The organism is uncultured Porphyromonas sp. (assembly GCF_938039215.1).
Lineage (GTDB): Bacteria > Bacteroidota > Bacteroidia > Bacteroidales > Porphyromonadaceae > Porphyromonas.
The window spans coordinates 18,998-44,641 of record NZ_CALHVI010000024.1; the positions used below are offsets into that span (position 1 = coordinate 18,998).

Consider the following 25,644-nt stretch of genomic DNA (forward strand, 5'->3'; position numbering starts at 1 on the left):
ATACGATCTGTATAGGCTAAGCTTTCAGACGCTCAGCCATCGCAGTGCCTAGCGACCAAGCAGCGGAGAGGATGGAGGGGAGGTCCGCCATCTTCATCTCGACACCTTCGCCGACAGCTTCCCATTTCATCTCTTCGGCGAAGGGAAGGAGGCGCTTGAGGGCGGCAGGAGCCCACGTGTGTGAAGCGAAGGCAGCATAGAGGCGAGCCTTGACATCACGGATGCGGATGAGGTTCATGAGGTTCTCGATGGGCGAGAAGAGTTCACCGCAGTAGGTGGGGCTTCCGATGATAAGACCTCGGTAGCGGAAGACATCCCTGAGGATCACCGAAGGATCACTCTTAGTCACATTGTGGCAGACAATGTGCTTGACACCCGAAGCAGCGAGGCTCTGGGCGATGACATCAGCGAGCTGCTCGGTATTGCCGTACATCGAACCGTAGAGGATGACGACCCCTTCCTCGGAAGCATCAGAGGAGAGGCGGTCATAGAGCTCGCGTGCTTCGGCGAAGCCAGCCTTCGTCCAGACGACCCCGTGAGCAGGGCAGACGAAGTCGACATCCAGCCCTTGCTTGTCCATGTTCGCCAGTGCCTTCTTGACGAAAGGCCCATACTTACCGATGACACAAGCGTAGTAGCGGGTCATCTCCTCGAGATAGGCCTTGCGGTCATCGATATAGCTATCGAGGATGTGCCCACTCAGCGCACCGAAGGAGCCGAAGGCATCGGCGGAGAAGAGCACACGGTTCGTCTGCTCGTAGGTGAACATCACCTCGGGCCAATGTACCATGGGTGCCATGAGGAAGGAGAACTCATGCTTACCGATACGCAGGGCATCACCGCTCTTGACCTCATGAAGTCCCGTCGTGATCCCGTGGAAGCCACGGAGCATCTCGAAGGTCTTCTTATTCCCGACGATCTGCATATTGGGGTAGCGCTGGCGCAGCAGGCCAATAGAGCCACCGTGGTCGGGCTCCATGTGGTTGATGATAAGGTAGTCTAGGGGACGGCCCTCGAGCAAGATATCCAGCTTGTGGAAGAAGACATCCGAATAGCAGACATCCACCGTATCGATGAGGGTGGTCTGCTCGTCGAGGATGAGGTAAGCGTTGTAGGCCACCCCCGAAGGGATCGACCAGACATTCTCAAAGCGCTCCTTCATGCGGTCGTTGACCCCGACGTAGTAGATGGAGCTGGTGATCTGTGGTACTTGGTACATAGTAGAGTAGAGTGTAATATGAGATGGCTCTTGCAGTGGGGCTGACCTGAAAGGATCGGTGCTCCCACGGGTAGAGCGGGTGTACTAGGGTTTAGCCGTTGCGGGGGAAGAAGCCGCATTAGGCTCTAGGGGATGACGATAAGCTTGGATGACTAGGGCAAGACCACCGAGGACGAAGGGGATGCTCAGGAGCTGTCCCATGTTCATCCCCCAGCTGGCGACGAGCTGTTGCTCCCAAGCCTCCTGCACGTTCTTGATGCTCTCGATGAAGAAGCGAGAGCCAAAGACTCCGACGAGGAAATAGCCTACGATGAGTCCCGAGTATCGGCGGGCTGCATCTCGGCACCAATAGAGGTAGCAGCAGAAGGCGAAGACCAAGAGATAGGCCAGTGCCTCGTAGATCTGTGTCGGGTGACAAGCTGGGATCGCTAGGCCTCGCTCAGCGTAGCCTGCGAACTCCGAAGCACGGGGGAAGATGAAGCCCCAAGGCGCATCAGTCGGACGACCGAAGATCTCACTATTCATCAGGTTCCCTAGGCGAATAAGTGCCGCCGCTAGCCCTGTAGGCACAGCCAGACGGTCCAGAGCCCAGAGGACGGACTTCTTAGTCACACGCTTGGAGTAGAGCCAGACGGCGAGGATCACACCTATGCTCCCTCCATGGCTGGCGAGCCCTCCCTCCCAGACCTTGAGGATCTCGGCGGGATTAGCCAGATAATAGGAAGGATTGTAGAAGAGGACATGCCCGAGGCGAGCTCCGACGACCGTCCCGATGACGACATAGATGTAGAGGGAGTTCATCCACTCGACGGGGAGCTTCTCCCGCTTCCAGATGCGCTCCTCGACCATAGGGCCTAGGATAAGGAGCCCGAGAGCGAAGAGGAGGCCGTACCAGCGGATACCTCGTCCGAAGACCTCAAAGATAACGGGATCTACGTCCCAAGTGATGGCGCTTAGCATAGGCGAGCGAAGGTTGATAGCTTGAGAGGGGGTGAAGGGGGATTAGCAGAGCTTACCGATCCACTGCTCACGCTCTCCAGGGAGGAGATCGATGACGGGGATCTCCTGCATCGTATAGCACCCTGGGGTGAGACGGCGGGTAGCACGTGCGGCTGCCACAAGGATCTGCGCCGTGAGGGCGGGATTGTTGATCTTCATGTTGAACTCCAGGAGCTGATTCTGCGTCTGCCCCGAGACTCCCTTGCGAGTCATGTGGACACCGTGGCCCATGTCGATCAGCTGGTCTACATCATCGACGACGGTGACGTGGGTCTCGTCGTGAGCGAAGTAGTCATCGGTCTTGATGGCTTGGATCACTTCCTCGGCCTTGTAGCCAGGCTCGAGCTCGATATAGACCATACGTCGGTGGATGCCCGTCCCTGTAGGGATGGTCATCGAGAGGGCTCGGTGCACCCCAGCGATGGCCTTCACGGCGACGGTGTGCCCCATGCTCATACCAGGGCCGAAGTTCGTATAGGTGATGCCCTTGGGGACAATAGCTTCCATGAGGGTGCGCACTACGGAGTCGCTCCCTGGATCCCAGCCTGCAGCGATGACGGAGACAGCGCCGTGCTCACGAGCCGTCTTGCCTAGCGCCTCACGCAGAGGCAGGATCATCGTATGGATGTCGAAGCTGTCCACGGTATGGATCCCTAGGGCAAGGATCTCTTGGGCTGTCACTTCGACCAGGCGGGTAGGTGTGCAGAGCAGGGCTACATCGACCTCGTCCAGCTCCTTGATGCTTCCCACCACACGATAGGGGCGAAGCTCATAGGGGACATTGGATGGATCACGGCGTACGACCCCAGCGATCTCGAAGTCGGGAGCTGCCTCCAGAGCTTGGATGGCATAGTGCCCGATGTTCCCATAGCCGACGACGGCGGCTCGTATTTTTTTTGTCTCAGACATTGTTTCTTTTGCCTTGGTAAATAGAGGTGAGCGTGAACATATCACTTAATTATACAAAGATACTAAATACCCTGCATCGGGGGCGAAGATTGGGGGTGAAGTTCAGGGCGAGGAAATGATGGTTTTCGGCCCAACGAGCCGACCCCTCGCCAGCCCGCTTGCCAAGAGGCTTTGGAGAAGGCCTCCAAACGACGCTAAAAAAACCTACCGTAGGTCGCCGTGACGACCTACGGTAGGTCGTCGAAGCGACCCACGGTAGGTCGCAAAGGCGATCCACCGTAGGTTTGTTTTTACCCCTTCCCTACCCCTGTCCTCCATACGATCAAAAAGAGCAAACAAAAAGCGCCCCGAACTTCTCTATCGAAGTTCGGGGCGCTCTATTCGTATGGGGCTGATGCGTAAGACCCTTCCCCGCTAGGGAAGGAGCTGGCGCTGTAGCTGGGGAAGGCAGTGCTCCAGCAGGTCAAGTACATGCTCGAAGCCTTCTGCCCCGCCGTAGTAGGGATCGGGGACGTGGTCCTTCGACGCATCGGGTGCCCAGTCCGTCAGGAGGGAGACCTTCTCGGCCAGTTCGGCTGTCGGAGCCTTCTCCAGCAGACGCTCACGATTCGACTCGTCCATCCCGATGATGTAGTCGAAGTGGAAGAAGTCTTCGTAGCTGATCGGACGGGAGCGGCTGGTCAGATCGTAGCCACGGCGAGCGGCATGAGCACGCATACGCCCGTCGGGAAGTTCGCCCTCGTGATGCCCGATGATACCAGCGGAGTCGATCTCGAAAGCTTCATCCTGCCCTGCCTCCATCACTAGGTGACGGAAGACCCCTTCAGCCGAAGGGCTTCGACAGATATTGCCGAGACAGACGAAGAGCACCCGCACGGGTCGCCCACTGACGGGCTGGAGGATGGGAGTCTGGCGCATAGGACGTTTTTAGTCGATGGCTAGGTCTCCGAGGAGCACATCCTTAGCATCCTCGACGGTCTTCGTCACGACGAGGCGGAGCGTCTTCCCCTCCTTCGCTTCGGGGAGGGTGATCGCTACGGGAATGGGGTTATTGCGGATATTAGCGAACTCGCCTTCAGCCACCTTCTCCCCATCGAGGTAGAGCTCGTAGCGCTGGATATGCCCCTGCACATCACGATGCTGCGAGGGGGTATAGACGAGGCGATGGATGAGGCGGGGAGCGTCGAACTCTAGGGCCAGCGAGCGAGCACCAGCGCCGAGAGCCACATGCGTGTAGCCGTTGCCATCGAAGAGATGCTGACGCTGCTCTTCGTTGAGGCCTGGCACATGTACCTCCTTCATCGAATAGCCCGAATGGAAGGTCGTCATAGGCTTCTCCTTGTTGATGGGCGTAGAGACTCGGGCGAGGATGGTGATGTGATCACCTGGAGCGTAGAAGGGCTCGGTATAGGCCTGCCATACGGCACGGCTCGCATCTTGTCCCTCCTTCAGCAGGGCATACTCGAGCTTAGCATTGGCCGCCAGCGTACGGATAGAGACCGTATCCTCGGCATCACGACGCACGACGGGAGCCTCCAGCACTTCGGGCGCTAGATAAGCCGAGATATTGGAGAGGCAGACAGGGCCACGTGCCTCTTCGATGGTGATGCGAAGAGCAGAGGTCTTGACGGGTGCAAAGCGGATAAGACGCTTGTAGCCGATGGTCGTCAGCGTATCGGTCGTCGAGACAGGAGCGAAGCGTCCCGAGGCATCAGCCACCTCGATGCGGAAGCGCTCGACTCTCTGGCCGAGGGCGATGTACTCCTGCAGAGCTACGGTATTGAGCTCCGTCTGACGAGGGAAGCGGAAGGTCAGCTGAGCCGTCTTCGTACCATCAGCACCCGCCCAGTAGGTCTTCAGTGAGCCATCGGTGAGATGCTGGGGGAGGAAGGTCTTGCCCGAACGCTGGTTCGTCACCGCAGGGACGATGCCACGAAGCAGATCCTTCTGGAAGGAGGTCTTCAGATGGTCATGCCAAGCGATGAGGCGAGCCGAGTCGACAGCGGGGATCTTCCCATCGAGATTGATGGGGCAGTTCAGAAGGAGGTTAGCACCACGACCGACACTCTGATAGTAGAGGTTCACGAGGTTCGCCACCGAGCGCACCTGGTGGTCTTCTCGATGGTGATAGAACCATCCTGGGCGGATACTTACGTCCACTTCTCCAGGAAGCCACTGGGTCGCATCCCGATGTCCCCACTGGGCTTCGGTGTAGTGCTTCTCACGTGAAGGATCGTAGGCTGCCCAGTTCGTCTCCCCAGCCCAACCGGACTCATTGCCGATCCAGCGTATGGTGGGCACCGTGCCACCAAAGATCATGATGTCCTTGTTGTTCTGTCGAAGCATCTTCGCTGCTTCCTCATAGCGGTAGTAGCTATTAGGGTCGATACTACGGGCAGAGTCTGCACCGCCGTACCAGCCCGTACCGCCGTTCGCCCCATCGAACCAGTACTCGAAGAGCTTGCCGTAGCGGGTCGTCAGCTCTTGGATCTGCTTGTGGAAGGTCTCTTGATAGGCAGGGAAGCCATAGTTCTTGTTATTGCGGTCCCAGGGGGAGAGGTAGAGCCCGAACTGCAGGCCATGACGGTGGCAAGCATCGCTAAGCTCCTTGACGAGGTCTCCCTGACCACCCTTGTAAGGACTGTTCTTGATCGAATAGTCGGTCGTCTCCGTTGGCCATAGACAGAAGCCATCATGATGCTTGGCCGTGAGGATCACTCCCTTCATACCTGCACGCTTGAGCGTGGTGACCCACTGCTCGACATCGAGGATGGGTGGATTGAAGGTCTTCGCTGGGGTATTACCATAGCCCCACTCTAGGTCGTTGTAGGTATTCAGGCCGAAGTGAATGAAAGCATAGGTCTCTAGTTCGTGCCAAGCTTGCTGTGCCTTGGTCGGCAGGGGCAGGACGGGTGCTGGCTCCTTGGACTGCGCCTCGGAGGGCAAAGTCCCTAGGAGGGCAAGAGCGCCACCAGCGAGGAGGGTACGTAGGATCTTCATAAACGATTAGTACTGATACTTAGTAGGTATGGGGGTACCGATCCGACAGCTCGGATCAGCGAAGGTCTTATCAACGAGGGTGCTCAGTGCGCTGACAAATGCTGGTGAGCTATTCAGACAAGGGATGTAGGAGAAGTGCTTCCCTCCTGTGGCGAGGAAGCGTCCTCGGTAGTAGTCATCTATCTCTTGGATCGTCTCCAGACAATCGCAGACAAAGCCCGGACAGACTACGACTAGACGCTCTACACCCTCGGCGGCGAACTGCTCTACACGACGGCTCATATAGGGCTGGAGCCACGGGTGGAAGCCCAGACGAGACTGGTACACCAGCTCGACCTGTCGCTGTGGGAGGCTGAGGTCTTCTGCTAAGGCATGGCGGGTCGCCTCGCTATGCAAGCGGTAGCAATCCTCCTCACCATGCTCCTTGTGCCACGCCTGCCGATCGAGGCAATGGCTCGTATGTCCGTTCTTGGCTCTACAAGCCTTATGCAGATGCGAAGTAGGTATGCCATGCATCGACACCACCAGACGATCGAAGTGCTCGGGCAGGTGCTCTCGCACATGATCGGCTAGCACAGAGCGATATTCCGGTGCGTCGTAGAAGGCTGGCAGGAGACTGAGCTTCAGCGGGCGAAGCTTCAGACGCTCCAGCTCTGTAAGCACGAAGGCCACGGCTGTCTCATAGCTGCTCTGCGCATAGTGCGGGTAGAGGGGAGCGATGACGAGCTCCTCTACCGATGGCAAGGCCGCTAGAGCAGAGAGCGCCTCAGCAGTCGAGGGGTTGCCGTAGCGCATGCCCACAGCGACGGGGCACTCACGCTGGCGAGAGAGCTGATCTGCGATGGATGCTGTATGGGCGATGAGCGGGAAGGTCTTCCCCTCTTCGTCCCAGATAGTACGGTAGTTCTCTGCCGACCGAGGGGCACGCCGAGGGATGATGATCCGATCGACGAGGAAGTGGCGAATATGTCTACTGAGGCCGACGACACGACGATCCGTGAGGAAGTCGTGCAGATAGCTGGCTACATCCTTGACCTCGGGCGAATCGGGCGAACCGAGATTGAGGACGAGCACAGCCCGTCGGGAGGTATAGTGCGCTCCGTAGAGGGCGGGGCGAGCTGAAGTCATAGGTTGGATAGGAAGGTATCGAGGGAGGCTTAGTCTTCGGACTCCAGATCGTGGTAGTCCTGGAAGAGGAAGTCATTGTAGGGGAAGCGCTGGACATGGATCTCCTTGACGCGGTCGTAGAGAAGCTGCTTCAGTTCGTCGACCCCTTCGCCAGTCTTGGCGGAGATGAAGATACAGCCAGCTTCTCCCAGCTTAGCCATCCAAGTCTGCTCGAGCTCCTCACGGCTGATATTGCGTCGGGTACGTTCGCCGAGGTCATCCTCATCTCGCTCTTCGAAGGTGAAGGCATCGATCTTGTTGAAGACCAAGATCGTCGGCTGCTCCTGACCCGCAGAGATCTCCCTGAGGGTAGAGGTCACGACATCGATATGCTCCTCGAAGTTGGGGTGCGCTATATCCACCACGTGGAGTAGGAGGTCTGCCTCACGCACTTCGTCGAGCGTACTCTTGAAGGACTCGATGAGCTCCGTGGGGAGTTTGCGGATGAAGCCCACGGTGTCGGAGAGGAGGAAGGGGAGGTTGTGGACGATGACCTTACGCACGGTCGTATCGAGGGTGGCGAAGAGCTTGTTCTCAGCGAAGACCTCACTCTTGGCGAGCACATTCATCAGCGTGGACTTCCCGACGTTGGTATAGCCAACGAGGGCGACACGCACGAGCTTACCACGATTCTTGCGCTGCATGGACATCTGGCGGTCGATGACCTTGAGCTCTGCCTTGAGATGGGCGATGCGATCCTGGATGATGCGTCGGTCGGTCTCGAGCTGCGTCTCACCAGGGCCACGCATCCCCACACCCCCACGCTGACGCTCTAGGTGCGTCCACAGGCGGGTAAGACGGGGGAGCATATAGCGATACTGCGCTAGCTCGACCTGCGTCTTGGCGTAGGCCGTGGTAGCTCGTGAGGCGAAGATATCTAGGATGAGGCTGGTACGGTCGAGGATCTTGACCTTGAGGGTCTGCTCGATATTACGCAGCTGCTTGGGACTAAGTTCGTCGTCGAAGATGACCAGACCGATCTCATGCTCCTCGACATACTGACGGATCTCCTCCAGCTTGCCCTTGCCGACGAAGGTCACCGAATGCGCCTGCTCCAGTCGCTGGATGAAGCGCTTGACGGGGTTGACCCCAGCAGTACGGGAGAGGAAGTCCAGTTCGTCGAGATACTCCTTGGCCTGCTCTTCGTTCTGAGTTTTGGTGATGAGCCCTACGAGGACTGCTTCCTCGGATTTGGCTTCGGTAATGATAAACTCTCTCATAATCTGGACAAAAATACGATAATACGAGGAATATCCACCGCCGAGGGGAGAGCCTCGCCGAGCAGCTTCTGGACACCTCCAAATAGACCGCTCCGAAAACCTACTGTGGGTCGCCTCACCGACCCACGGTAGGTCGTCCTTGCGACCCACAGTAGGTTTTTTCGGCGACCTACCGTAGAGTCCTTTTTACCTCCTCCAAAGCCCGCTCTAGACAAGCCCAGAAAGTACTCATTTAGAGGCCTTGAGCTTTGCCCATTCTTTCGTACATTTGCTTCATCGGGACATAGGGGAAGACACCTCCCCGCCCCTACCTAATTGAAGTACCCACCTCACCCTCATCTCCAGATGAACGCCTTACGCCCCCTCTCGCTCCTCGTCGCCCTCCTACTTCTCCTAGGAGCTTGTGGCAAGATCGAAGAAACACCCCGCCCCGAGCCCTACGACTACGGGACCCTCGAATTCCTCCAGAAGCAACCCATCCGAGTCTCAGAGACCGTGACGATCCGTGCTGAGAAATACTCGGGCTACAAGCTCCTGGAGAATAGTCACCCTCAGGTAGCTGAGGTACGTGCCACCCCTCAGGGCTTCGAAGTCCATGGCCGTCAGCAGGGGATGGCTCTCCTTCACTTCAGACATCCAGAGACGAAGGACAACCTGTGGTTCCGTGTCGCTATCTCGGGCGACGGAGAGCCTTGGCCTGTCCACCTTTTCGCCCCGCACAATGTAGCCAGCGACGGCGCTAGCCTCGTGGGTAGCCCCAAGATCCTCTCGGGTCTCTTCTCCTACGACGAGGCCACAGAGATGAAGATCTCCTATCAGGGTCACACCTATCGCCTCCCTACCCAGCATGAGATAGAAGGGCTCATCCCCATCAGCAAGCTCCAGAGACTCCTCTCACGAGAAGTCACATCGCTCACCATCGACGAAGAGATGACCATCGGAGGGAAGACCAAGATCTACAGCTCGACCTTCAAGTACTGGCCGAGCTCACCCTTCATGACCGCTATCCGCTTCGCAAGGAGCGAGCAGCGAGGGAGCACCTACGCTCAAGACAATAGCCAGCTGAGCGTCTTCGTCTATGAGCTCATCCCTCAGCGCCCCGTACCCGTGCTCCGCATCAAGGCTCGCTACCTAGGGCCTCACCACGACGAACAGCTCTTCCCCACCTGGGTAGGAAGCTACCTGTCGGAGTTCCTCTGGGAAGATCGTACGCTTGACCTCCCCATCGTCGGTGCCACTTACGGTATCGATGGGCGCTACTCCCGACAGCCCGAAGTAGGCGACTACTGGGGTCGTGGTACGACGGAGGCCTTCGTCCTCGCGACGATGAACCTCTTCCTCCCCCGATGGATGCCCAGCACTGATCTTAGCCTCCGTCGTCCTGTCCGTCTCATCCGAGCCGACTAGGGTGGGAGGGGACACCGAGCCCCTCCTCACCCCCACCTTTGCTGGAACGAAGCAGATCCATTCACCCCCTTGACACCCCGATCATGTACCGATATATCCTGCTCCTCGCCCTCGGTCTAAGCCTCCCCCTAGGGGCACAGCGACGGGAGACGACCACGCCGAAACAGACCCAGATGAAGCTCCAGCAAAGTGATAAGAAGGACCGCCCTCAGGATGCGATCAAGGCCGCTCAAGACCTCATCCAGCTAGGGGAGAAGAAGCAGAACATCACCCTTCTACTCCAAGGGTATAGCACCCTGTGGAAGAAGCAGCTCCTCCTCGATCCCGAGAGCCCTCAGACCGCCTACAAGACGCTCGATGAGCTACGCAAGAAGCCTTGGCTCTCCCCCAGCGATCAGGTAGTACTCGCCCTCTTCACCATCGACTACTATCAGGAGCATGATCGCTCCTACTACCGGCGAGGCGAGGTCATCGCCACCCAGACCGACCCCATCGATCCTGAGAAGTGGGAGGAGGCTCAGTACACCGCCTTCTACACCCGACTCATCAGAGAAGTCCTCGCCGAAGGACAGGTGCTCAGTGCCCCCTTACACCCCTACAAAGCGCTCTTCTCCACCTCGGGGGGCGTGACAGGAGAAGAGACCCTCGGCACCCAACTGATCCAGATCCTTCGGGAGATCACCACCCCTGAGCGAAGGGAGATCAAGCGCCAAGTGCTCAAGGCTCTCACCCCCATAGCTGAGCAGGGAAGTAGCGTCTACTTCCGAAGCCTCGTAGAGCAGGAAGCCCTCAGCCAGCTCCTCTCAGAGCAGAGGAAGAAGATCAAACCCGAGGAGCAGGCACGTCTACTCTCCGCCTTCGTACAGAAGTATAGGAGCTACCCCGAACTCAATAATTATACCTTCTGGCTCTATGGCTTCTATCCCTACCGTCAGCTCCGTCAGGCTCGCTTCCTCGAGACCATACTGAGGGAAGGGACGAAGCTGAGCGAAGGGTCTCGACGTGCCCTACGTAGCTGGATCGAAGAGCAGCGCAGCGCCTCGATCGACGAGCATGTGCCCCAGCAACTCATCGCCAGCACAGAGATCCCAATCCGCCTATCCAAGCCCTACCTCGTCACCCGTGCCACCATCCGCCTCTACAGGGCTCCTAAGATCCGTCGCCCTGAGGAGAAGGAGTGGAAGATCACCGCAGGAATGAAGCCCATAGAGACGAAGGTCGTCACCTTCGACCTCGATAGCCTTGGCCGAGGTGAAGCCAACCAAACCATCACCCTCCACACGCCCGATGTAGGCAACTACAGGGTAGTCATCGACTACGAACTATCACCCGAGGCTTCGACGAAGAGCCTTACCCACACACATGACCTCCTGCGTACGAACTACGTCTACCTATGGCTCTTCGAGGACAATAAGGAGTGCCATCAGTGGCTCCACGCCCTCACGGGTGCACCCCTCTCCGACACCTCCTTCCTCGTCTACCGCGACGAGACAAAGGGCTCTACCCCCACCAAGGTCAAGAGCGACGCTACAGGGCGCTACCCCCTCCTCCCCGGCGATCGCTCCTACTCCCTCGCCTCGGCAGAAGATCCCCTCATAGCACAGGACTATGCCTACCTCAGTGAGGGTAGAAGTCGCCTCCTTGACCTCAAGGCGCTCTACACCAACGAAGGGTACTTCATCACCGATCGCCCTGCCTACCGACCAGGGCAGACCGTGCACTTCTACGGAGTCCTCTCCACCCTACGTCCCCACGCCGAGGAGGCGAAGGTAGCCCCCCATCTTCCCCTAAGGATCACCATCTGGGATGTGACCCACACCACCATTAAGACCCTTGAGGTAGAGACCGACAGCTACGGACGCTTCACCGCCGACCTACAGCTCCCCACAGGCGGACTGACAGGTACGTATACAGCACTACTAGAGGTACGGACCCCCAGAGGCTCTACGGAGGATAGTGGCTCGAAGCTCCTCATCTTCTCGGTCTTCGAGTACAAGCGTCCTGAGATCGAACTGACGCTCGACGCTCCCAAACCGCCCTTCACCTTCGGGAGCACCCTACCCATCACCGGCTCCGTCCGCACCCTCAGCGGAAGCCCCGTCGCTGGCGCTCGTATCCGCTACCAGCTACAGAGGCTCATGCATCTCTGGAGCCTAGAGTCGAAGAGTGCAGACTCAGACCCTTCGGAGAGTCAGCTTGACTCCGTCGTGATGACAGATGCCTCAGGTCGCTTCACACTCGCTATACCCCTTCCCGAGGATCCCAGAGTGCCTCTAGAGCGAGAAGAGAAGCTCTTCTTCCCTTGGTACCGCTATACGCTCTCGGTGACGGCTACGGATGTCACGGGTGAGACCCACGAAGCCCACCTAAGCATCCCCTTAGGTCATACCGTCGGGGAATTAGAGGTAAAGTTGTCCCAGTTCATCGATAAGCAAAGCGGGAAGGCTACCCTCACCTTCACCAGCCCCAGCCTTAAGGAAGGAGCAGAACCACAGCTGGTCAGCTACCAGATCAAGCAGAAGGGGAAGACCTTGCTTGAGGGTACCACCCCAATAGATAGCGCCGTCAACCTCGCCTCCGCTCTACGCTCCTCCCCCTCGGGACGCTACGAACTCTCCTACTCCACTCGCTACAGAGATTCCCTCTCCTACGAAGGGGAGGCGGCCTTCTATCTCTTCGACTCTGGACGAGACAAGAGGATAGCAGATCTCCGTACACCCCTCCTACTCTCCGCAGGCGACGGCACCTACAGCAGACAGCAGCAACCCATCGTCTACTGGGCGACGAGCCTACAGGACGCCTATGTCTTCTACCACGCCTATAGTCAGAGTGGACCTATCGCTTCGGGGATGCTCCGCCCATCAGCGGGCGTGATCCAGTCCCTCCCTATTGACCTCTCGAAGCTCGAGATAGAGCCCGAAGAGGTCACCCTACGCCTCTACACCGTACAGAGTGGTCGTCTCCTCGAGGAGACCACTACCCTTCACCGTGTCCAGCCCCATAAGGAGCTACAGGTCTCTTGGGAGAGCTTCCGTGATCGCCTACGTGCCGGAGAAGAGGAGACCTGGAGCTTCACCCTCCGCCGCCCCGATGGTAAGCCCGCCGACAGCACGGCAGTCGCCCTCTGGATGTACGATGCTTCGCTGGAGGCCTTCGGCAGTCTCGCCCTGTGGGAGCCTGCCCTACGTCTCTCCGACACCCGAAGCCGTGGACTCCTCGGCACCTACGGTAGCGACCTCTCGCTCAGCACCCGTGGTCTCCTGCCCCAGTCACCTTGGTTCCAGCTCTGGCAGCAGGATAAGGGACAAGGGCGCTTCCTATCACCCTACCTCCCGAAGGACAAGGGAGGTCAGGATGAAGAGGACCTAGCTCTCGAGGACGGACTATTCTACATCGAATCCTCACTCTACGGAAGTAGAGCGGAAACAATGACGATGAGGGTCGTAGTAGCTTCAGTGCCGAACCCCAGACTTCTCTCCGCTGGAGCGAAAAGGAAAAGCCTTGATTTCGCCGAGGCTTCCGACTCACCGGACGAGACTCCTCCCCAAGTCAAGCTCCGCCAAGACTTCTCGGAGAATGCCTTCTACCTGCCACGCCTCACGACCGACGGGAAGGGTCGTGTCAGCTGGACCTTCCGTTCCCCTGAGCGCCTCTCCCGCTGGCGGTTGATCCTCATGGCGCACAATAAGAGTCTAGACAATCTCTGCACGACCCGCTCCATAGAGACCTACCGAGAGTTCAGCATCCGCCCCACCCTCCCTCGCTTCCTTCGTGAGGGCGACAGTCCTCTCCTCGTCACCGAGATCCGCAACGAGACACAGCAGGAGCAACGGGGGCGCTTCACTATCGAACTCTTCGATCCTACCACCCAAGCCATCCGCCATACTCAAGAGGTGAACTTCAGCGTCGCCCCCAGCTCCGCCTCCCCCATCACCGTCGCTCTCTCAGGCTACGCTGGACTAGAGTCCGTGGGTATTCGCCTCATCGCTCGAGGAGCACATTCCTCCGATGGGGAGCAGCATCTCCTACCCGTCCTCTCCGAGCGGGAGCGCATCACCGAGACGCTGGCCTTCACGGGACATCGAGCTGGAGAGGAGACGATCTCGCTTGCTTCGCTCTTCCCTTCCGATGGCTCACTTCCCGAGGCAGGACGCTTCACCCTCACCCTGCAGGGACGAGCCTCGATGCTCGCTCTCACCGCCCTCCCTACCTTAGGCTACAGCAAGGATGCTTCGGCCTTCTCCGCTGCCGCTGCCCTCTATGCCGAAGGGATCGCCCGTCGCCTAGCGGAAGATCCCCTGCTACGTAGCTGGGCTGAGGAAGTCCTCGCCTCATCGGACTCCGTCAGCACGGGTACGAGCTACGGCAAGCTCCTAGGCCGAGATAGCCTCCTCTCCGAAACTCCTTGGGCTACGACCCTCAAGGACGAGCGGGAAGAGGAGCAGAAGCTCGCCCGTTTCCTCCTCGCTTCGGATCAAGCCACCACCTCAGACCAACTCCTCAAGCGCCTGAGTGACCTACAGGGCTCCGACGGCCTATGGTCATGGTACCCAGGCATGAAGGGTAGCCTCTACACCACCGAGTACGTCCTACGCATCCTCCTTCGTCTCTCCGCCACCGAAGGGCTGGAGCAAGGCATTCGCCTCCGCCTCAGCTCGATGGTCCGCCGAGGCATAGGAGCGCTCAACGCCCAAGCAGTGAAGGATCTTGCCCAGATCCAGAAGGCTAAGCGGGAGAAGAAGGTCTTCATCCCCCACACAGGGCTAGACTACCTCTATCTCTCGGCGCTAGCGAAGGAGCACGAGCTCCAGAGCCTCTCCGCCGAGGGTGAGCGTGCCGAGCGCTACTTCCTCGCCAAGCTACGGAGCGAAGCACACCGCCTCCCCCTAGACAGCAAGCCCCGTGCGGCTGTTGTCCTCCTCCTTGCGGGGCAGAAGGCACTAGCTAAGGACCTTGCCGAATCGCTCCGCCAGCACCTCAAGGAGGATGAGACGGGCTTCTTCTTCGCTCGCCTGCAGTCAGAGAGCTATTCGTGGCTTGATCGCACCCTCCCCGCTCTCGTGGAGACGATCGAACTCTTCTCCCGTCTCAGCCCACTGGACACCGAGCATATCGACGGGATGAAGCGCTGGATCATCGCCCAGAAGAGGACAACTTCGTGGAGCTCCGAACTGCTGTCTGCCGAAGCCATACACGCCCTTACCCTCGGCGACCACCCTCAGAAGGCTTCCGCCAACACCCAGCTACGTGCCGAGCTCCCACTCCTAGGGGCTCCCAGCCTCCAGCTCTCTGGGCAGCGGATCCACCTCTCCCTACCCCTCTCTCCGAGCTCCCGCCCCGACACCCTCCTGCGTGTCAGCCAGTCCGAGGCAGGTGTCTACTGGGGAAGTGCCACAGCCTCCTATGTCCTTCCCACGGCACGCGTCGAAGCTCGGGGCAAACAGCTTCGCCTCACCCGTGAGGTCTTCCTCCTCAGGGAGCAAGGAGACCGAGAGCAACTCCTTCCCCTCTCCGAAGGGCACGAGCTCCATGTGGGTGACCGTCTGCGCACCCGCATCACCCTTACTCTTGATCAAGGGATGGACTTCGTGAAGCTCTCCGATCCTCGCCCAGGCTACTGCGAACCGGTACAGCAGCGCCCCGGCTATACTTGGGGTGCAGGCACGGGCTACTATGTCGAACCGATGGATGCCGTCACAAACTTCTACTTCGACCACCTTAACCGAGGCACTTACACACTCGACTACGATCAGTATGTCGCCCGAGCGGGGCAGTTCACGGGCACAGTCACTCGTGTCGTCTCCTGCTACGCCCCCGACTTCTCGGCGCACACCGCCGCTGGTCAGAGCGTCACCGTCAAGCCCCTCCGCTAGCCCCTCTTCCCTGCCTGTAGACAAAGGCCTTCAGACACCCCAAAAAACGACCTACGGTAGGTCGCAAGAAAAACCCACAGTAGGTCGCCTCACCGACCCACGGTAGGTCGGTCGACCGATCTACCGTGGGTCGTTTTTCGCCCCTCCCTAAGTCACCCTATTCTTAGTCTTGAGTTGCCTTTACTTAGGCTGGTAGACGAGCCTCTAGACCTCCTGCAAGTAGCCTCTACCTCCGAGCACAAAAAGGCAGGAGACTCATCTGCTCTTCTTCCTCATTCTTTGACGCTCGTTTTCTTCTATCTCCTCTGCCCTTTACGAAGGAGATCCCAAGCGTAATCCTTAACCATCAATACATATAATAAAGATTATAATTATCTATATTTGCATAAAATATGATAGGTTGATACTATGGCAAAGAATACGATGGGGACGAAGCTTCCCCGCAAACTAGAGCAGAAGATGCAGATCGTGGGAGAGCAGATCAAGCTTGCCCGACTTCGTCGCAACCTCAGCATGGCTCAGATCGCCGAGCGTGCTACCTGTTCGCCTCTCACGGTCGCTCGTATCGAGAAGGGTTCGCCCTCTGTATCTATCGGCATCTACGCTCGTGTCCTCTATGCCCTTCAGCTGGAGGATGATCTCCTTCACCTAGCGGGCGAGGACGAACTAGGCCGTCGCCTCCAAGACCTCTCCCTCACCCAGCGCCGTCGTGCCAGCAAGAAGGTATAGCTGTTCTCCTCAGACAAGCTACCAACTTCTACATGAAGTGGAAGTAAGCCCTACGCACTAGGCGAATGACGTGACTTCACCACGGCAAAAACAGCCCTCTTCCCCGCCTGTAGACAAGGGACTTTCGAGGGGGGGCAAAAACGACCTACGGTAGGTCGCAAGAAAAACCCACAGTAGGTCGCCTCACCGACCCACGGTAGGTCGGTCGACCGATCTACCGTGGGTCGTTTTTTGCTTCCTCCAGAGGGTAGCCACAAGCGGCAGTGTGAGTCGCCTCTGGGGTTGTGGGGAGGAGCGTCTGAAATATAGAGCTAGATCGCTGAGCATCAGTGTTCGGGGCTTTTCACTATCTTTGTCGTACAAACCGTATGGGGATGACCTGGCTTTGACAGCATGAAGAAGTGGTTTGTAAGCATGTAGTGCAAGGCTTGTGAGCACTCTAATCTCACAGAGCAAAAATTCAACTGGCGAAAATAACTACGCTCTCGCTGCGTAACCGAATAGAGTAGGTTCGACGCTTCATCACGACGACAGACTGTTGTGACGAGACATCACTCAGGTAGCCCTTCTCACCGAGGCGACTTGATCATAGTGGTGCCGGAAAATCGGAGACTGGCCCAATGCTTGCCCTTGGCTTGGGAGTGTATTTAGAGGGATAAGGCACGGCCTATGGTAGCCTCAGTCGCGGGCGGTGCACGAAAACCTAAAGTGAGGATAAACATGTAGAAAGCAGATTAGTTCCGTGTTTGGACCGGGGTTCGACTCCCCGCATCTCCACACCCGAAAGCAAAAGGCGACAGAGCCTCCCACCGAGGAGCAGCTCTGTCGCCTTTCGCTTATAAAGGGTACTTTTGCCCTAGGAGAGCACCTTCTCCCCCTCGTCTTACTCGTACTCACCCATCTCAAGATGCTTAGATCACGTCTCCACGGGCTCCTCGCTGGAGCTCTCGCACTTCTCTCGATGCAGTCTATAGATACCCGAGCCTCTGTGCACTCCGATACGCTCACCCTCAGCAAGGGTTGGACCTTCCACGAGGCAGGGAAGAGCGAAGTCTATCCCGCTAGCGTGCCTGGGGTCGTCCAGCAGGACCTCATTCGCCTCGGCAAGCTACCCGATCCCTACTTCCGCCTCGCAGAAGACTCGATCCAATGGGTCGGTGAGCGTGACTGGACCTATCAGTGCACCTTCTCCCTCACCACGGAGCAGCTCCAGCGCCCGTCGATACACCTCCTCTTCGAGGGGCTCGATACCTATGCCTCCGTCTACCTCAATGGGACAAAGATCCTCGAGGCGGAAAATATGTTCGTGGGGCACGAGGTGGATGTCCGCCGTTGGGTGAAGGCATCGAATACCCTAGAGGTACGCTTCCGCTCCCCGCTCCAAGCAGCCCTCCCCCTCTACGACGCTGCAGGAGGGATCAATTACCCTGCGGACAACGATCATGCCGAGAAGCATCTCTCTGTCTTCACCCGCAAGGCACCTTACCACTACGGCTGGGACTGGGGCGAACGCATGATCACCATCGGTATCTGGCGACCCGTGCGCTTGCTTCTGAGAGGAGCGACCCACTTCGCCGAACGCCCCGTCATCACCTATCACCCCGAGCGCCGACTGCCCATCGAGGTACGTCTCCCCGAGGGTGCCATCTCGGGGAGTGAGGCTACCCACCTCAGTTACAGCCTATACGATGCAGATGGGAAGAAGGTATTCAGCCGAGTAGCCCCCTTAGCAGACTTCGTGAAGCCTACTGCGAAGGGCGGACTCCACGCCCTCCCCAAGCTTCAGCTATGGTGGCCGAATGGTCTTGGTAAGCCCTACCGCTACGAAGCCCGCTTTGAGCTCCGTCGTGGAGCTCGGGGACGCGTACTTGATGAAACACGCTTCCACGTAGGCTTCCGCACGATCGAGCTGGTGCGTGAGGAGGATAAGGACGGGCGGAGCTTCTTCTTTAAGGTCAATGGACTCTCCTTCTTCGCCAAGGGAGCGAACTATATCCCTGGGACACTCCTTCTCCCTACTCGCACCGACGGGGATCGCAAGCAACTCTTCGAGGATATCACCCGTTCGCACTTCAACATGCTTCGTGTCTGGGGTGGTGGTACCTACGAGGAAGGAGCCTTCTATGACGAGGCCGATGCCCGAGGGATCCTCATCTGGCAGGACTTCATGTTCGCCTGCACCGCCTACCCTGGTGATAAGGCCTTCCTAAGCAATGTCGAGCACGAACTCCGCTACAATATCCGTCGCCTTCGTCAGCACCCCAGCATCGCTACTTGGTGTGGGAATAATGAGATCCGTGAGGGTCTGAAGTACTGGGGATGGGCTAAGCGCTACCCCACCGAAGTGTACCAGCGCTTCTGGCGAGACTACGAAGCTCTCTTCTGCAAACTGATACCCGAGACCCTCCGAGAGGAGGATCCCCTTCGCTCCTATATAGAGAGTAGTCCCGACACGGTGAACTGGGGGCGACCCAAGGAACTGGGTCTAGGCGAAAGCCACTACTGGGGTGTATGGTACGGCCGTGAGCCCTTCGAGATCCTACGGGAGCGCATGCCTCGCTTCATGAGCGAGTTTGGGGTGCAGTCCTTCCCGATGCTCTCGAGTATCCGACGCTTTGCCCTGCCCGAAGACTATGATCTGGAGAGTGCTGTGATGAAGGGACACCAGAAGAGCAGCATCGGCAATGATGTGATCCTTCACTACATCCGTCAGGACTATCCCGAGCCCCGAGACTTCGAGGACTTCGTCTATCTCTCTCAGGTGATGCAGGGGCGAGGTATCGCCCTCGGCATACGAGCTCAGCGTGCCGCTGCCCCCTACTGTATGGGTAGCCTCTACTGGCAGCTCAACGATGCTTGGCCTGCCGTCTCTTGGTCGAGCCTCGACTACTACGGCGTGTGGAAGGGTCTTCAGTACGAGGCGAAGCGTGCCTTCGAGCCCATCATCCTCGTCCCCGACACTGCCCAGAGGATGATCCGCATTGCTCACGACCCGCTGCCTAAGGATCGACAAGTGCGCCTCTCTGCCGAGGTACGTACGTTCTCAGGGGCCATCCTACGTGTCCATGTCTTCCCCGAGCAGACGATCGCCCGTGGTGCTGTGGGAAGCATCGCCCTTCCCCTACCTATGGAGCAGCTCATCCAGACCCCAGAGGAAGCTCGCAGTAGCTATATCCTCTATGAGCTACGGGACAAGAAGACGGGAGCGCTCATCTCGCAGTACACCGACTACGCCGTCAAGACCAAGGAGCTGGAGCTTCCCGATCTCCGTGCCTCGGGAGATAAGCCCACCATCTCGATGGGCTGGGTAGGTGATACGCTACAGATCACGCTGGAGAGCCGACTTCTCCTCAAGGATGTCTACCTCGACCTCGAGGAGGAAGGCTGGCATCTATCGGAGAACTTCTTCGATGTGCTCCCTGGTGAGACCTACGTGGTGAAGGCGACACGACGCATTCCTTCCTCCAGCAAGCGCATCCCTAAGCTCTACCTCCGTGCGATCAACTACCATCCCTAGCCGAAGGAATGCCCTCCACGAGGGAGGGAAAAAGTGACCCACGGTAGGTCGCCGAAAAAACCTACTGTGGGTCGTCTCACCGACCTACTGTAGGTCGCTCATGCGACCTACAGTAGGTTTTATTTGGGGCTATCCTAGAGCCATCTCTAGATGACCTAGACCAAGGGGAATAACCCCACAAGAAAGAAGCCACCCCGAGAAGAGTTCCCTCTTCTCGGGGTGGCTTTCTAGTTTCCGCTTTAGGGATAGGGTCTACTTACGACGAGGCTGTGGTGCCTTCTCAGGAGCGAAGGCTTCGGTAATAGGGAAGCCAATACAGCCCGTAGGATACTGCGTCTTCAGCAGGGCAGCCAGCGTAGCTGCGATGTCGGTGATGTAGGTCTCACGATAGAGATGCCCTGGACGGATACCGTGCCCCATGAAGATCAGAGGGATGTGCGTGTCGTAGGGCGACCATACTCCGTGGGTCGTACCCTGAGGGAGAGCGCCGTTGGAGCGTGAGTACCATCCTGGATCGGGTACGAGGAAGATATCCCCGCTACGACCCTTGCGGTAGCCGTTGATGATACGTGTCTTGATCGCTTCAGGGATGGTAGCTGTCGCCACCTCTTCAGCGGGCACAGCGTAAGCCGTCCCTGGTAGGCGATCACGGAGGGCCTTGCTGACGGCACGAAGGAGGCCCATACGGTCGATGCCGAGCGAGTCGATGCGGTCGTTGTTGAAGAAAGCCTGATAGTTCAGATAGGCCTGCAGTACCTTGACATCCTTCCCGATGAAGGCACGAGCAGCGGAATCAATGATCTGGCGAGCTTGGTCACTACGATAGGCCTGCCCTGGGATCTTATGATCACGGTTGAAGGTCAGGTTGTGTGCAGCAGCGTGGTCTGCCGTCAAGACGAAGAGGTAACCATCACGGCCGAACTTCCCATCGAGGTAGCTCAGGAAGTCTGCCAGATCCTTGTCTAGGCGCAGGTAGGTATCCTCGGTCTCCACAGCGAAGGTGCCATAGCGGTGACCGACATAGTCCGTAGCCGAGTGGCTCATAGCTAGGAAGTCGGTCTCATCGAGGCGAGCACCTAGGCTTTCGCCTTCGATCGCTGCCTTAGCCATCTCGAAAGTGAGGGTATTCCCGAAGGGGGTGGTACGAATGACCCCAGGACCATTCTTCTTAGAGAGCTCAGCGGTATTGAGGGGGAGCGTAGCGGGGAACTTCCCTTCCTTGTCCCAAGGCTGCTCATACTCCGTAGCATCGGCCGTACTCTCCAGATAGGTATTCATCGGATAGAGCGTGCTCCAGCCGTCCTTGAGGAGCTCAGCGACACGACCACGGGCATTGAAGCGCTTGACCCAGTCGGGGAGCTCAGAGCGGTAGTAGGTGCTGGTGATGAAGTTGCCCGTCTTGTCGTCGAGCCAATAGGCACCGTTGGTCGTATGGCCTGCGGGCAGGATCGAAGCACGGTCCTTGATGGCCACCCCGATGGTGCGGGAGCGGAAGTTCGTAGCGATACGTAGCTCATCGGCGATAGTCGTGGTGAGCAGGTTGCGAGGGGACATCTGTCCGCTGAAGCTATTAGGCGCACCGACGGAGGAGACGGTCGTATCCTGCGTGCAGTAGATGGGCTTACCATCCTTGAAGAAGTCATTACCTGCGATGCCGTGGATGGAGGGTACACTCCCTGTGTGCACGGAGCTATGACCGATGGCGGTGTAGGCTGGCAGGTAATTGATACGTGTATTCTCGCAGTTGAAGCCCTGCGTCATCAGACGCTTGAAGCCCCCCTCGACGAAGCGATGCTGATAGCGGTAGAGGTAATCCCAAGTCATCTGGTCTACCATCATCGTCACGACGATGCGTGGTCGTCCGTGGCGTGGAGCTGCTACGGCACTGCCTGCTGTCACTAGGGCGAGCATGCCAAGTGCGAGCGAACGGAAATACTTGTTTGGTTTCATAAGTGTATTGTTTGATAGAGGATCTATTGTCTTTGGTTAGGCTTGAAGGCGAAGCTCCACAAGGCTCCAGCGATGGCGCACCTCGCTCATGACGAAGGTGAGGCCAAGTTCTTCTCCTCGGGCACGTAGCAGTGGGATATCTTCCTCATAGAAGCCACTCAGCACGAGGCTAGCACCAGGGAGCATGACAGCACGGTAGCGGGGCATATCCTCCAGCAGGATGTTGCGGGTGATATTCGCTAGGATCAGATCATAGCCTGCCTTCCCCTCGAGGGCCGAGGCATCGCCACAGATGATCTCATCGATGGAGAGGGAGGAGAGGGTCGCATTCTCTTGGACATTGGCATAGGCCCAAGGGTCGATGTCGATCGCCGTCAGATGGCGGGCACCACGCTTGAGGGCGATGAGCCCGAGGATCCCTGTACCGCAGCCCATGTCGAGCACACGCAGTCCCTCGACCGAATGCGAGAGGATCCACTCGCCGACGAGTGAAGTCGTCTCATGGTTGCCTGTGCCGAAGGCCATCTTGGGATTGATGATGATCTCCATCCCCACCTCGGGCTGGGAAGCGTGGAAGGGTGCTCGGATGAGGCACGCACCTTCGCCGAGGAGGATGGGCTGGAAGTAGTTCTTCTCCCACTCCTCATTCCAGTTGATATCGGGGAGTTCCTCGAGGTCGAGGGTGTAGGCAAAGCCCGCCACGGGGAAGGTGTCAAGTACTTCCTTCGTGCTCGTAGCATCGTACTCGTCACGGGGGACAAAGGCTCGGATGAGGCTGGGCTCTTGCTCGAAGCTATCGAAGCCCACCGTACCAAGCTCAGAGATGAGCCAGTCGGCTAGGTCTTCTTCGCTAAGACCCGAGCTGGTGCTATCGTATCGGTAGCTGATGGTCAGCTGTAGGTAGTGCATAGGATCTAATGCTATGAGGGAATTAACCAAGGACTTCACGGAGCACTTCGTCCATGGCCGAAGCCGTACGGTCAAAGTCCTCCTGAGTATGCGCCATGGAGAGGAAGATACATTCGAACTGGGAGGGCGGCAGGTAGATCCCTCGCTCGATCATCCCACGGAAGTAGCGGGCATAGGTAGCCGTGTCGGCCTCCTTAGCCTCAGCGTTGGAGCGCACTCCCCCAGAGCGGAAGAAGATCGTAGAGAGCGAGCCAACTCGATTGTAGCTCAGGCGATCGCCGTAGCGGTCGAGGATGGGGCGGATGGTCGCTTCGAAGGCTTGTCCCTTCTCCTCCAGTCGGGTGTAGAAGTCGGGCTCAGCTAGGGTCTGGAGCATGGTGATCCCTGCTGCCAGCGCTAGGGGATTGCCCGAGAGCGTCCCTGCCTGATATACGTCGCCCAGAGGTGCTAAGTGCTCCATGATGTCGGCCCTACCACCGAAGGCACCCACGGGGAGACCACCACCGATGATCTTCCCCAGGCAGGTGAGGTCGGGGCGCACACCATAGAGCTCCTGAGCGCCCCCACGTGCAGCACGGAAGCCACTGATCACCTCGTCGAAGATCAGCAGGACATCCTCCAGCTCGGTCAGTCGTCTTAGTTCCTCGAGGAAGCTCGGGGCGGGGGGGATGAGCCCCATATTGCCCATGATCGGCTCGAGGATGACGGCAGCCACCTGCCCCCGATATTCCTCGAGGAGTCGGCGGACACTCTCGATATCGTTGTAGGTAGCCACGAGCGTATCCTCGATGATATGCTCGGTGACTCCGGCGCTGGAGCTCTGGCCGAAGGTAGCCAGCCCTGAGCCTGCGGAGATGAGGAAGGTATCGGCGTGGCCGTGGTAACAGCCTTCGAACTTGATGATCTTATCTCGCCCCGTATAGCCTCGGGCTAGTCGCACGGCGCTCATCGTCGCCTCCGTGCCCGAATTGACCATACGCACCCGCTCGACCGAGGGGAAGAACTTCGTGCAGATCAGTTCGGCCATCTCGACCTCACGGGCATTACAAGCCCCGTAGCTCGTCCCCTTCTCCAGCTCCTGCCGTATGGCTTCCTGGATGGGAGGGAAGGCGTGACCTAAGAGGAGCGGCCCCCACGAACTAATGTAGTCGATGTATTCATTGCCGTCGGCATCGAAGACGTGAGCACCACGTCCATGGTCGATATACAGCGGGGTGAGCCCGACGGCACGGAAGGCACGCACGGGGCTATTGACACCGCCAGGGATATAGCGGGAGGCTCGTTCGAAGAGAGCCTCAGAGGTATCGGTTCTTCTCATGTGGTAGCTATTGGACGAAGGCGCTAGAGAGGGAGCTTCGCCCGTTCTATTAGTTTCTCTTTTACAAAGTTATACCAAAAAGCCGAAGCACCCTCGCCCTTCCCTCCTCCTCCCTCGGAGCAAGGGGGAAGGATGCCACCCCAAGAGAGCCCCCAAATAAAACCTACTGTGGATCGCCTCACCGACCTACTGTAGGTCGGTCGACCGACCCACAGTAGGTTTTTTCGGCGACCTACCGTAGGTCGCAAAAAGACCCCATTCATGGGTCACCCGAGTTAGCCATCATGGGTCGTCCGAGGACCCCATGAATGGGTCCCTTCGTCCCCCTATGATCCCCCTCTCCCGAGAGGTGCATATCTTTGTCATCCCGAAGCATCGCCCCGCCTCCCCCAGCTGAGCCAAGGCGAGCGCAACATATCCACCCTTGGGGCGGTTCTCTTTACACTAAGACACAGACATATAGAATAGATGAGACTACTTGCACTAGACATTGATGGGACGCTGATCACCAAGGAGCATGTACTGACCGACACCGTACGTGAGGCCTTGCTCCGAGTCCAGCACGACTATGACACCCGCCTGATCCTCGCTTCGGGTCGCCCTACCCCTGCCCTCCGACAGTTCGCCGAGGCACTCCAGCTAGCCGACAATAAGGGCTACCTCATGCCCTTCAACGGCGGGAAGATCATCGACGCTGCGACGGGTCACGTGCTCAGCTCACAGCTCCTCGATGACGATCTCATCCCCGAGGTCTATGCGCTGACTCAGGAGTTCGGTGTGAACATCCTGACCTACACCGAAGAGTGCATCCTCAGCGAGCAGGAGAATGACCCCTACGCTGAGAAGGAGGTCGTCCTCACGGGCATGCCCCTTCGCAAGGTAAGTAGCTTCATCGGTGCTGTCGATGAGCGTCTTCCCAAGTGCCTTGCCGTAGGCCCGCTGGAGAAGCTCATTCCCCTAGAAGCGGCCATCAAGGAGCGTCTCGGTGATCGTGTAGGGGCTTTCCGCTCCAGCGACTACTTCCTTGAGATCGTCCCCCTCGGGGTGAATAAGGGCAGTTCGCTTGCTCGCCTCCTCGATGTCCTCGGTAGGACTCCTGCCGACCTCACCGCCATCGGTGACAACTACAATGACCTAGAGATGATCCAGCTGGCCGGTATGGGTGTCGCCATGGGCAATGCCCCCGAAGACATCCGTCAGCAAGCGAACTTCGTCACCAAGACCAACAACGAAGACGGCATCGCCTACGCCCTCGACCGCCTCTTCTTCGACAAGTAACTGCCATCCCCTCCCCCAAGACACCGCCCGGGCTCAGCCTCTCTATCGAGACGCTGAGCCCGGGCTATTTCTACACGAGTCGAATAGCCGCTCTAGCTAATATCCCAAAGATATATCCCCCTTGACCACTCCTAATAAAGCTTTCTCTC

Annotated in this window: 15 protein-coding genes and 1 other RNA gene; 6 read left to right on the forward strand and 10 right to left on the reverse strand. The window is 58.2% G+C overall.

The window, feature by feature from the left end:
• Positions 1–16: 16 nt before the first annotated feature.
• The 7 genes from Q0336_RS03205 to hflX form a co-directional block, all read right to left on the reverse strand.
• Positions 17–1,219: an FprA family A-type flavoprotein gene (locus tag Q0336_RS03205; RefSeq protein WP_298525630.1), complete on the reverse strand. Its 1,203-nt coding sequence runs from the start codon at positions 1,217–1,219 to the stop codon at positions 17–19.
• Between the two features lie 84 nt (positions 1,220–1,303).
• A complete protein-coding gene (gene lgt / locus Q0336_RS03210) occupies positions 1,304–2,179 on the reverse strand; it encodes a prolipoprotein diacylglyceryl transferase (protein WP_298525632.1) in 876 nt (291 codons plus the stop codon).
• 42 nt (positions 2,180–2,221) lie between these two features.
• Complete coding sequence (locus Q0336_RS03215) at positions 2,222–3,127, reverse strand: diaminopimelate dehydrogenase (RefSeq protein WP_298525635.1); 906 nt, start codon at positions 3,125–3,127, stop codon at positions 2,222–2,224.
• Between the two features lie 414 nt (positions 3,128–3,541).
• Positions 3,542–4,045 (reverse strand): low molecular weight protein-tyrosine-phosphatase, encoded by a 504-nt coding sequence (locus tag Q0336_RS03220; RefSeq protein ID WP_298525638.1) that lies wholly within the window; start codon positions 4,043–4,045, stop codon positions 3,542–3,544.
• Positions 4,046–4,054: 9 nt separating this feature from the next.
• Positions 4,055–6,127: an alpha-L-fucosidase gene (locus Q0336_RS03225; protein ID WP_298525641.1), complete on the reverse strand. Its 2,073-nt coding sequence runs from the start codon at positions 6,125–6,127 to the stop codon at positions 4,055–4,057.
• 6 nt (positions 6,128–6,133) lie between these two features.
• Positions 6,134–7,255 (reverse strand): ferrochelatase, encoded by a 1,122-nt coding sequence (gene hemH, locus Q0336_RS03230; protein WP_298525643.1) that lies wholly within the window; start codon positions 7,253–7,255, stop codon positions 6,134–6,136.
• Between the two features lie 29 nt (positions 7,256–7,284).
• Positions 7,285–8,514 carry a GTPase HflX gene (gene hflX / locus Q0336_RS03235; protein WP_298525646.1) on the reverse strand — a complete coding sequence of 410 codons (1,230 nt, stop codon included), beginning with the start codon at positions 8,512–8,514 and terminating at the stop codon, positions 7,285–7,287.
• Between the two features lie 345 nt (positions 8,515–8,859).
• Between hflX and Q0336_RS03240 the strand changes: the two genes are divergently transcribed.
• The 5 genes from Q0336_RS03240 to Q0336_RS03260 all read left to right on the forward strand — a co-directional run bounded on the left by Q0336_RS03240 (position 8,860) and on the right by Q0336_RS03260 (position 20,040).
• Complete coding sequence (locus Q0336_RS03240; RefSeq protein ID WP_298525649.1) at positions 8,860–9,921, forward strand: hypothetical protein; 1,062 nt, start codon at positions 8,860–8,862, stop codon at positions 9,919–9,921.
• Between the two features lie 83 nt (positions 9,922–10,004).
• Complete coding sequence (locus Q0336_RS03245) at positions 10,005–15,794, forward strand: MG2 domain-containing protein (RefSeq protein ID WP_298525652.1); 5,790 nt, start codon at positions 10,005–10,007, stop codon at positions 15,792–15,794.
• A gap of 408 nt (positions 15,795–16,202) precedes the next feature.
• On the forward strand, positions 16,203–16,523 hold the full coding sequence (locus Q0336_RS03250) for a helix-turn-helix transcriptional regulator (RefSeq protein ID WP_298525655.1): 321 nt from the start codon (positions 16,203–16,205) through the stop codon (positions 16,521–16,523).
• A gap of 370 nt (positions 16,524–16,893) precedes the next feature.
• Positions 16,894–17,303: a transfer-messenger RNA gene (ssrA, locus tag Q0336_RS03255) on the forward strand.
• A 127-nt stretch (positions 17,304–17,430) separates the two neighbouring features.
• Positions 17,431–20,040 (forward strand): glycoside hydrolase family 2 protein, encoded by a 2,610-nt coding sequence (locus Q0336_RS03260; RefSeq protein ID WP_298525657.1) that lies wholly within the window; start codon positions 17,431–17,433, stop codon positions 20,038–20,040.
• Positions 20,041–20,292: 252 nt separating this feature from the next.
• On the opposite strand, the gene pafA is transcribed toward Q0336_RS03260, so the two are convergent.
• The 3 genes from pafA to hemL form a co-directional block, all read right to left on the reverse strand.
• The gene (pafA, locus tag Q0336_RS03265) at positions 20,293–21,951 is read right to left on the reverse strand and encodes an alkaline phosphatase PafA (RefSeq protein WP_298525666.1); all 1,659 of its coding nucleotides are present in this window, start codon (positions 21,949–21,951) and stop codon (positions 20,293–20,295) included.
• 75 nt (positions 21,952–22,026) lie between these two features.
• On the reverse strand, positions 22,027–22,899 hold the full coding sequence (prmA, locus tag Q0336_RS03270; RefSeq protein WP_298525660.1) for a 50S ribosomal protein L11 methyltransferase: 873 nt from the start codon (positions 22,897–22,899) through the stop codon (positions 22,027–22,029).
• A gap of 22 nt (positions 22,900–22,921) precedes the next feature.
• On the reverse strand, positions 22,922–24,217 hold the full coding sequence (gene hemL, locus Q0336_RS03275; protein WP_298525661.1) for a glutamate-1-semialdehyde 2,1-aminomutase: 1,296 nt from the start codon (positions 24,215–24,217) through the stop codon (positions 22,922–22,924).
• A gap of 468 nt (positions 24,218–24,685) precedes the next feature.
• Between hemL and Q0336_RS03280 the strand changes: the two genes are divergently transcribed.
• Positions 24,686–25,495, forward strand: coding sequence for a Cof-type HAD-IIB family hydrolase (locus tag Q0336_RS03280; protein WP_298525663.1), 810 nt, complete (start codon positions 24,686–24,688; stop codon positions 25,493–25,495).
• The last annotated feature ends 149 nt before the right edge of the window (positions 25,496–25,644 follow it).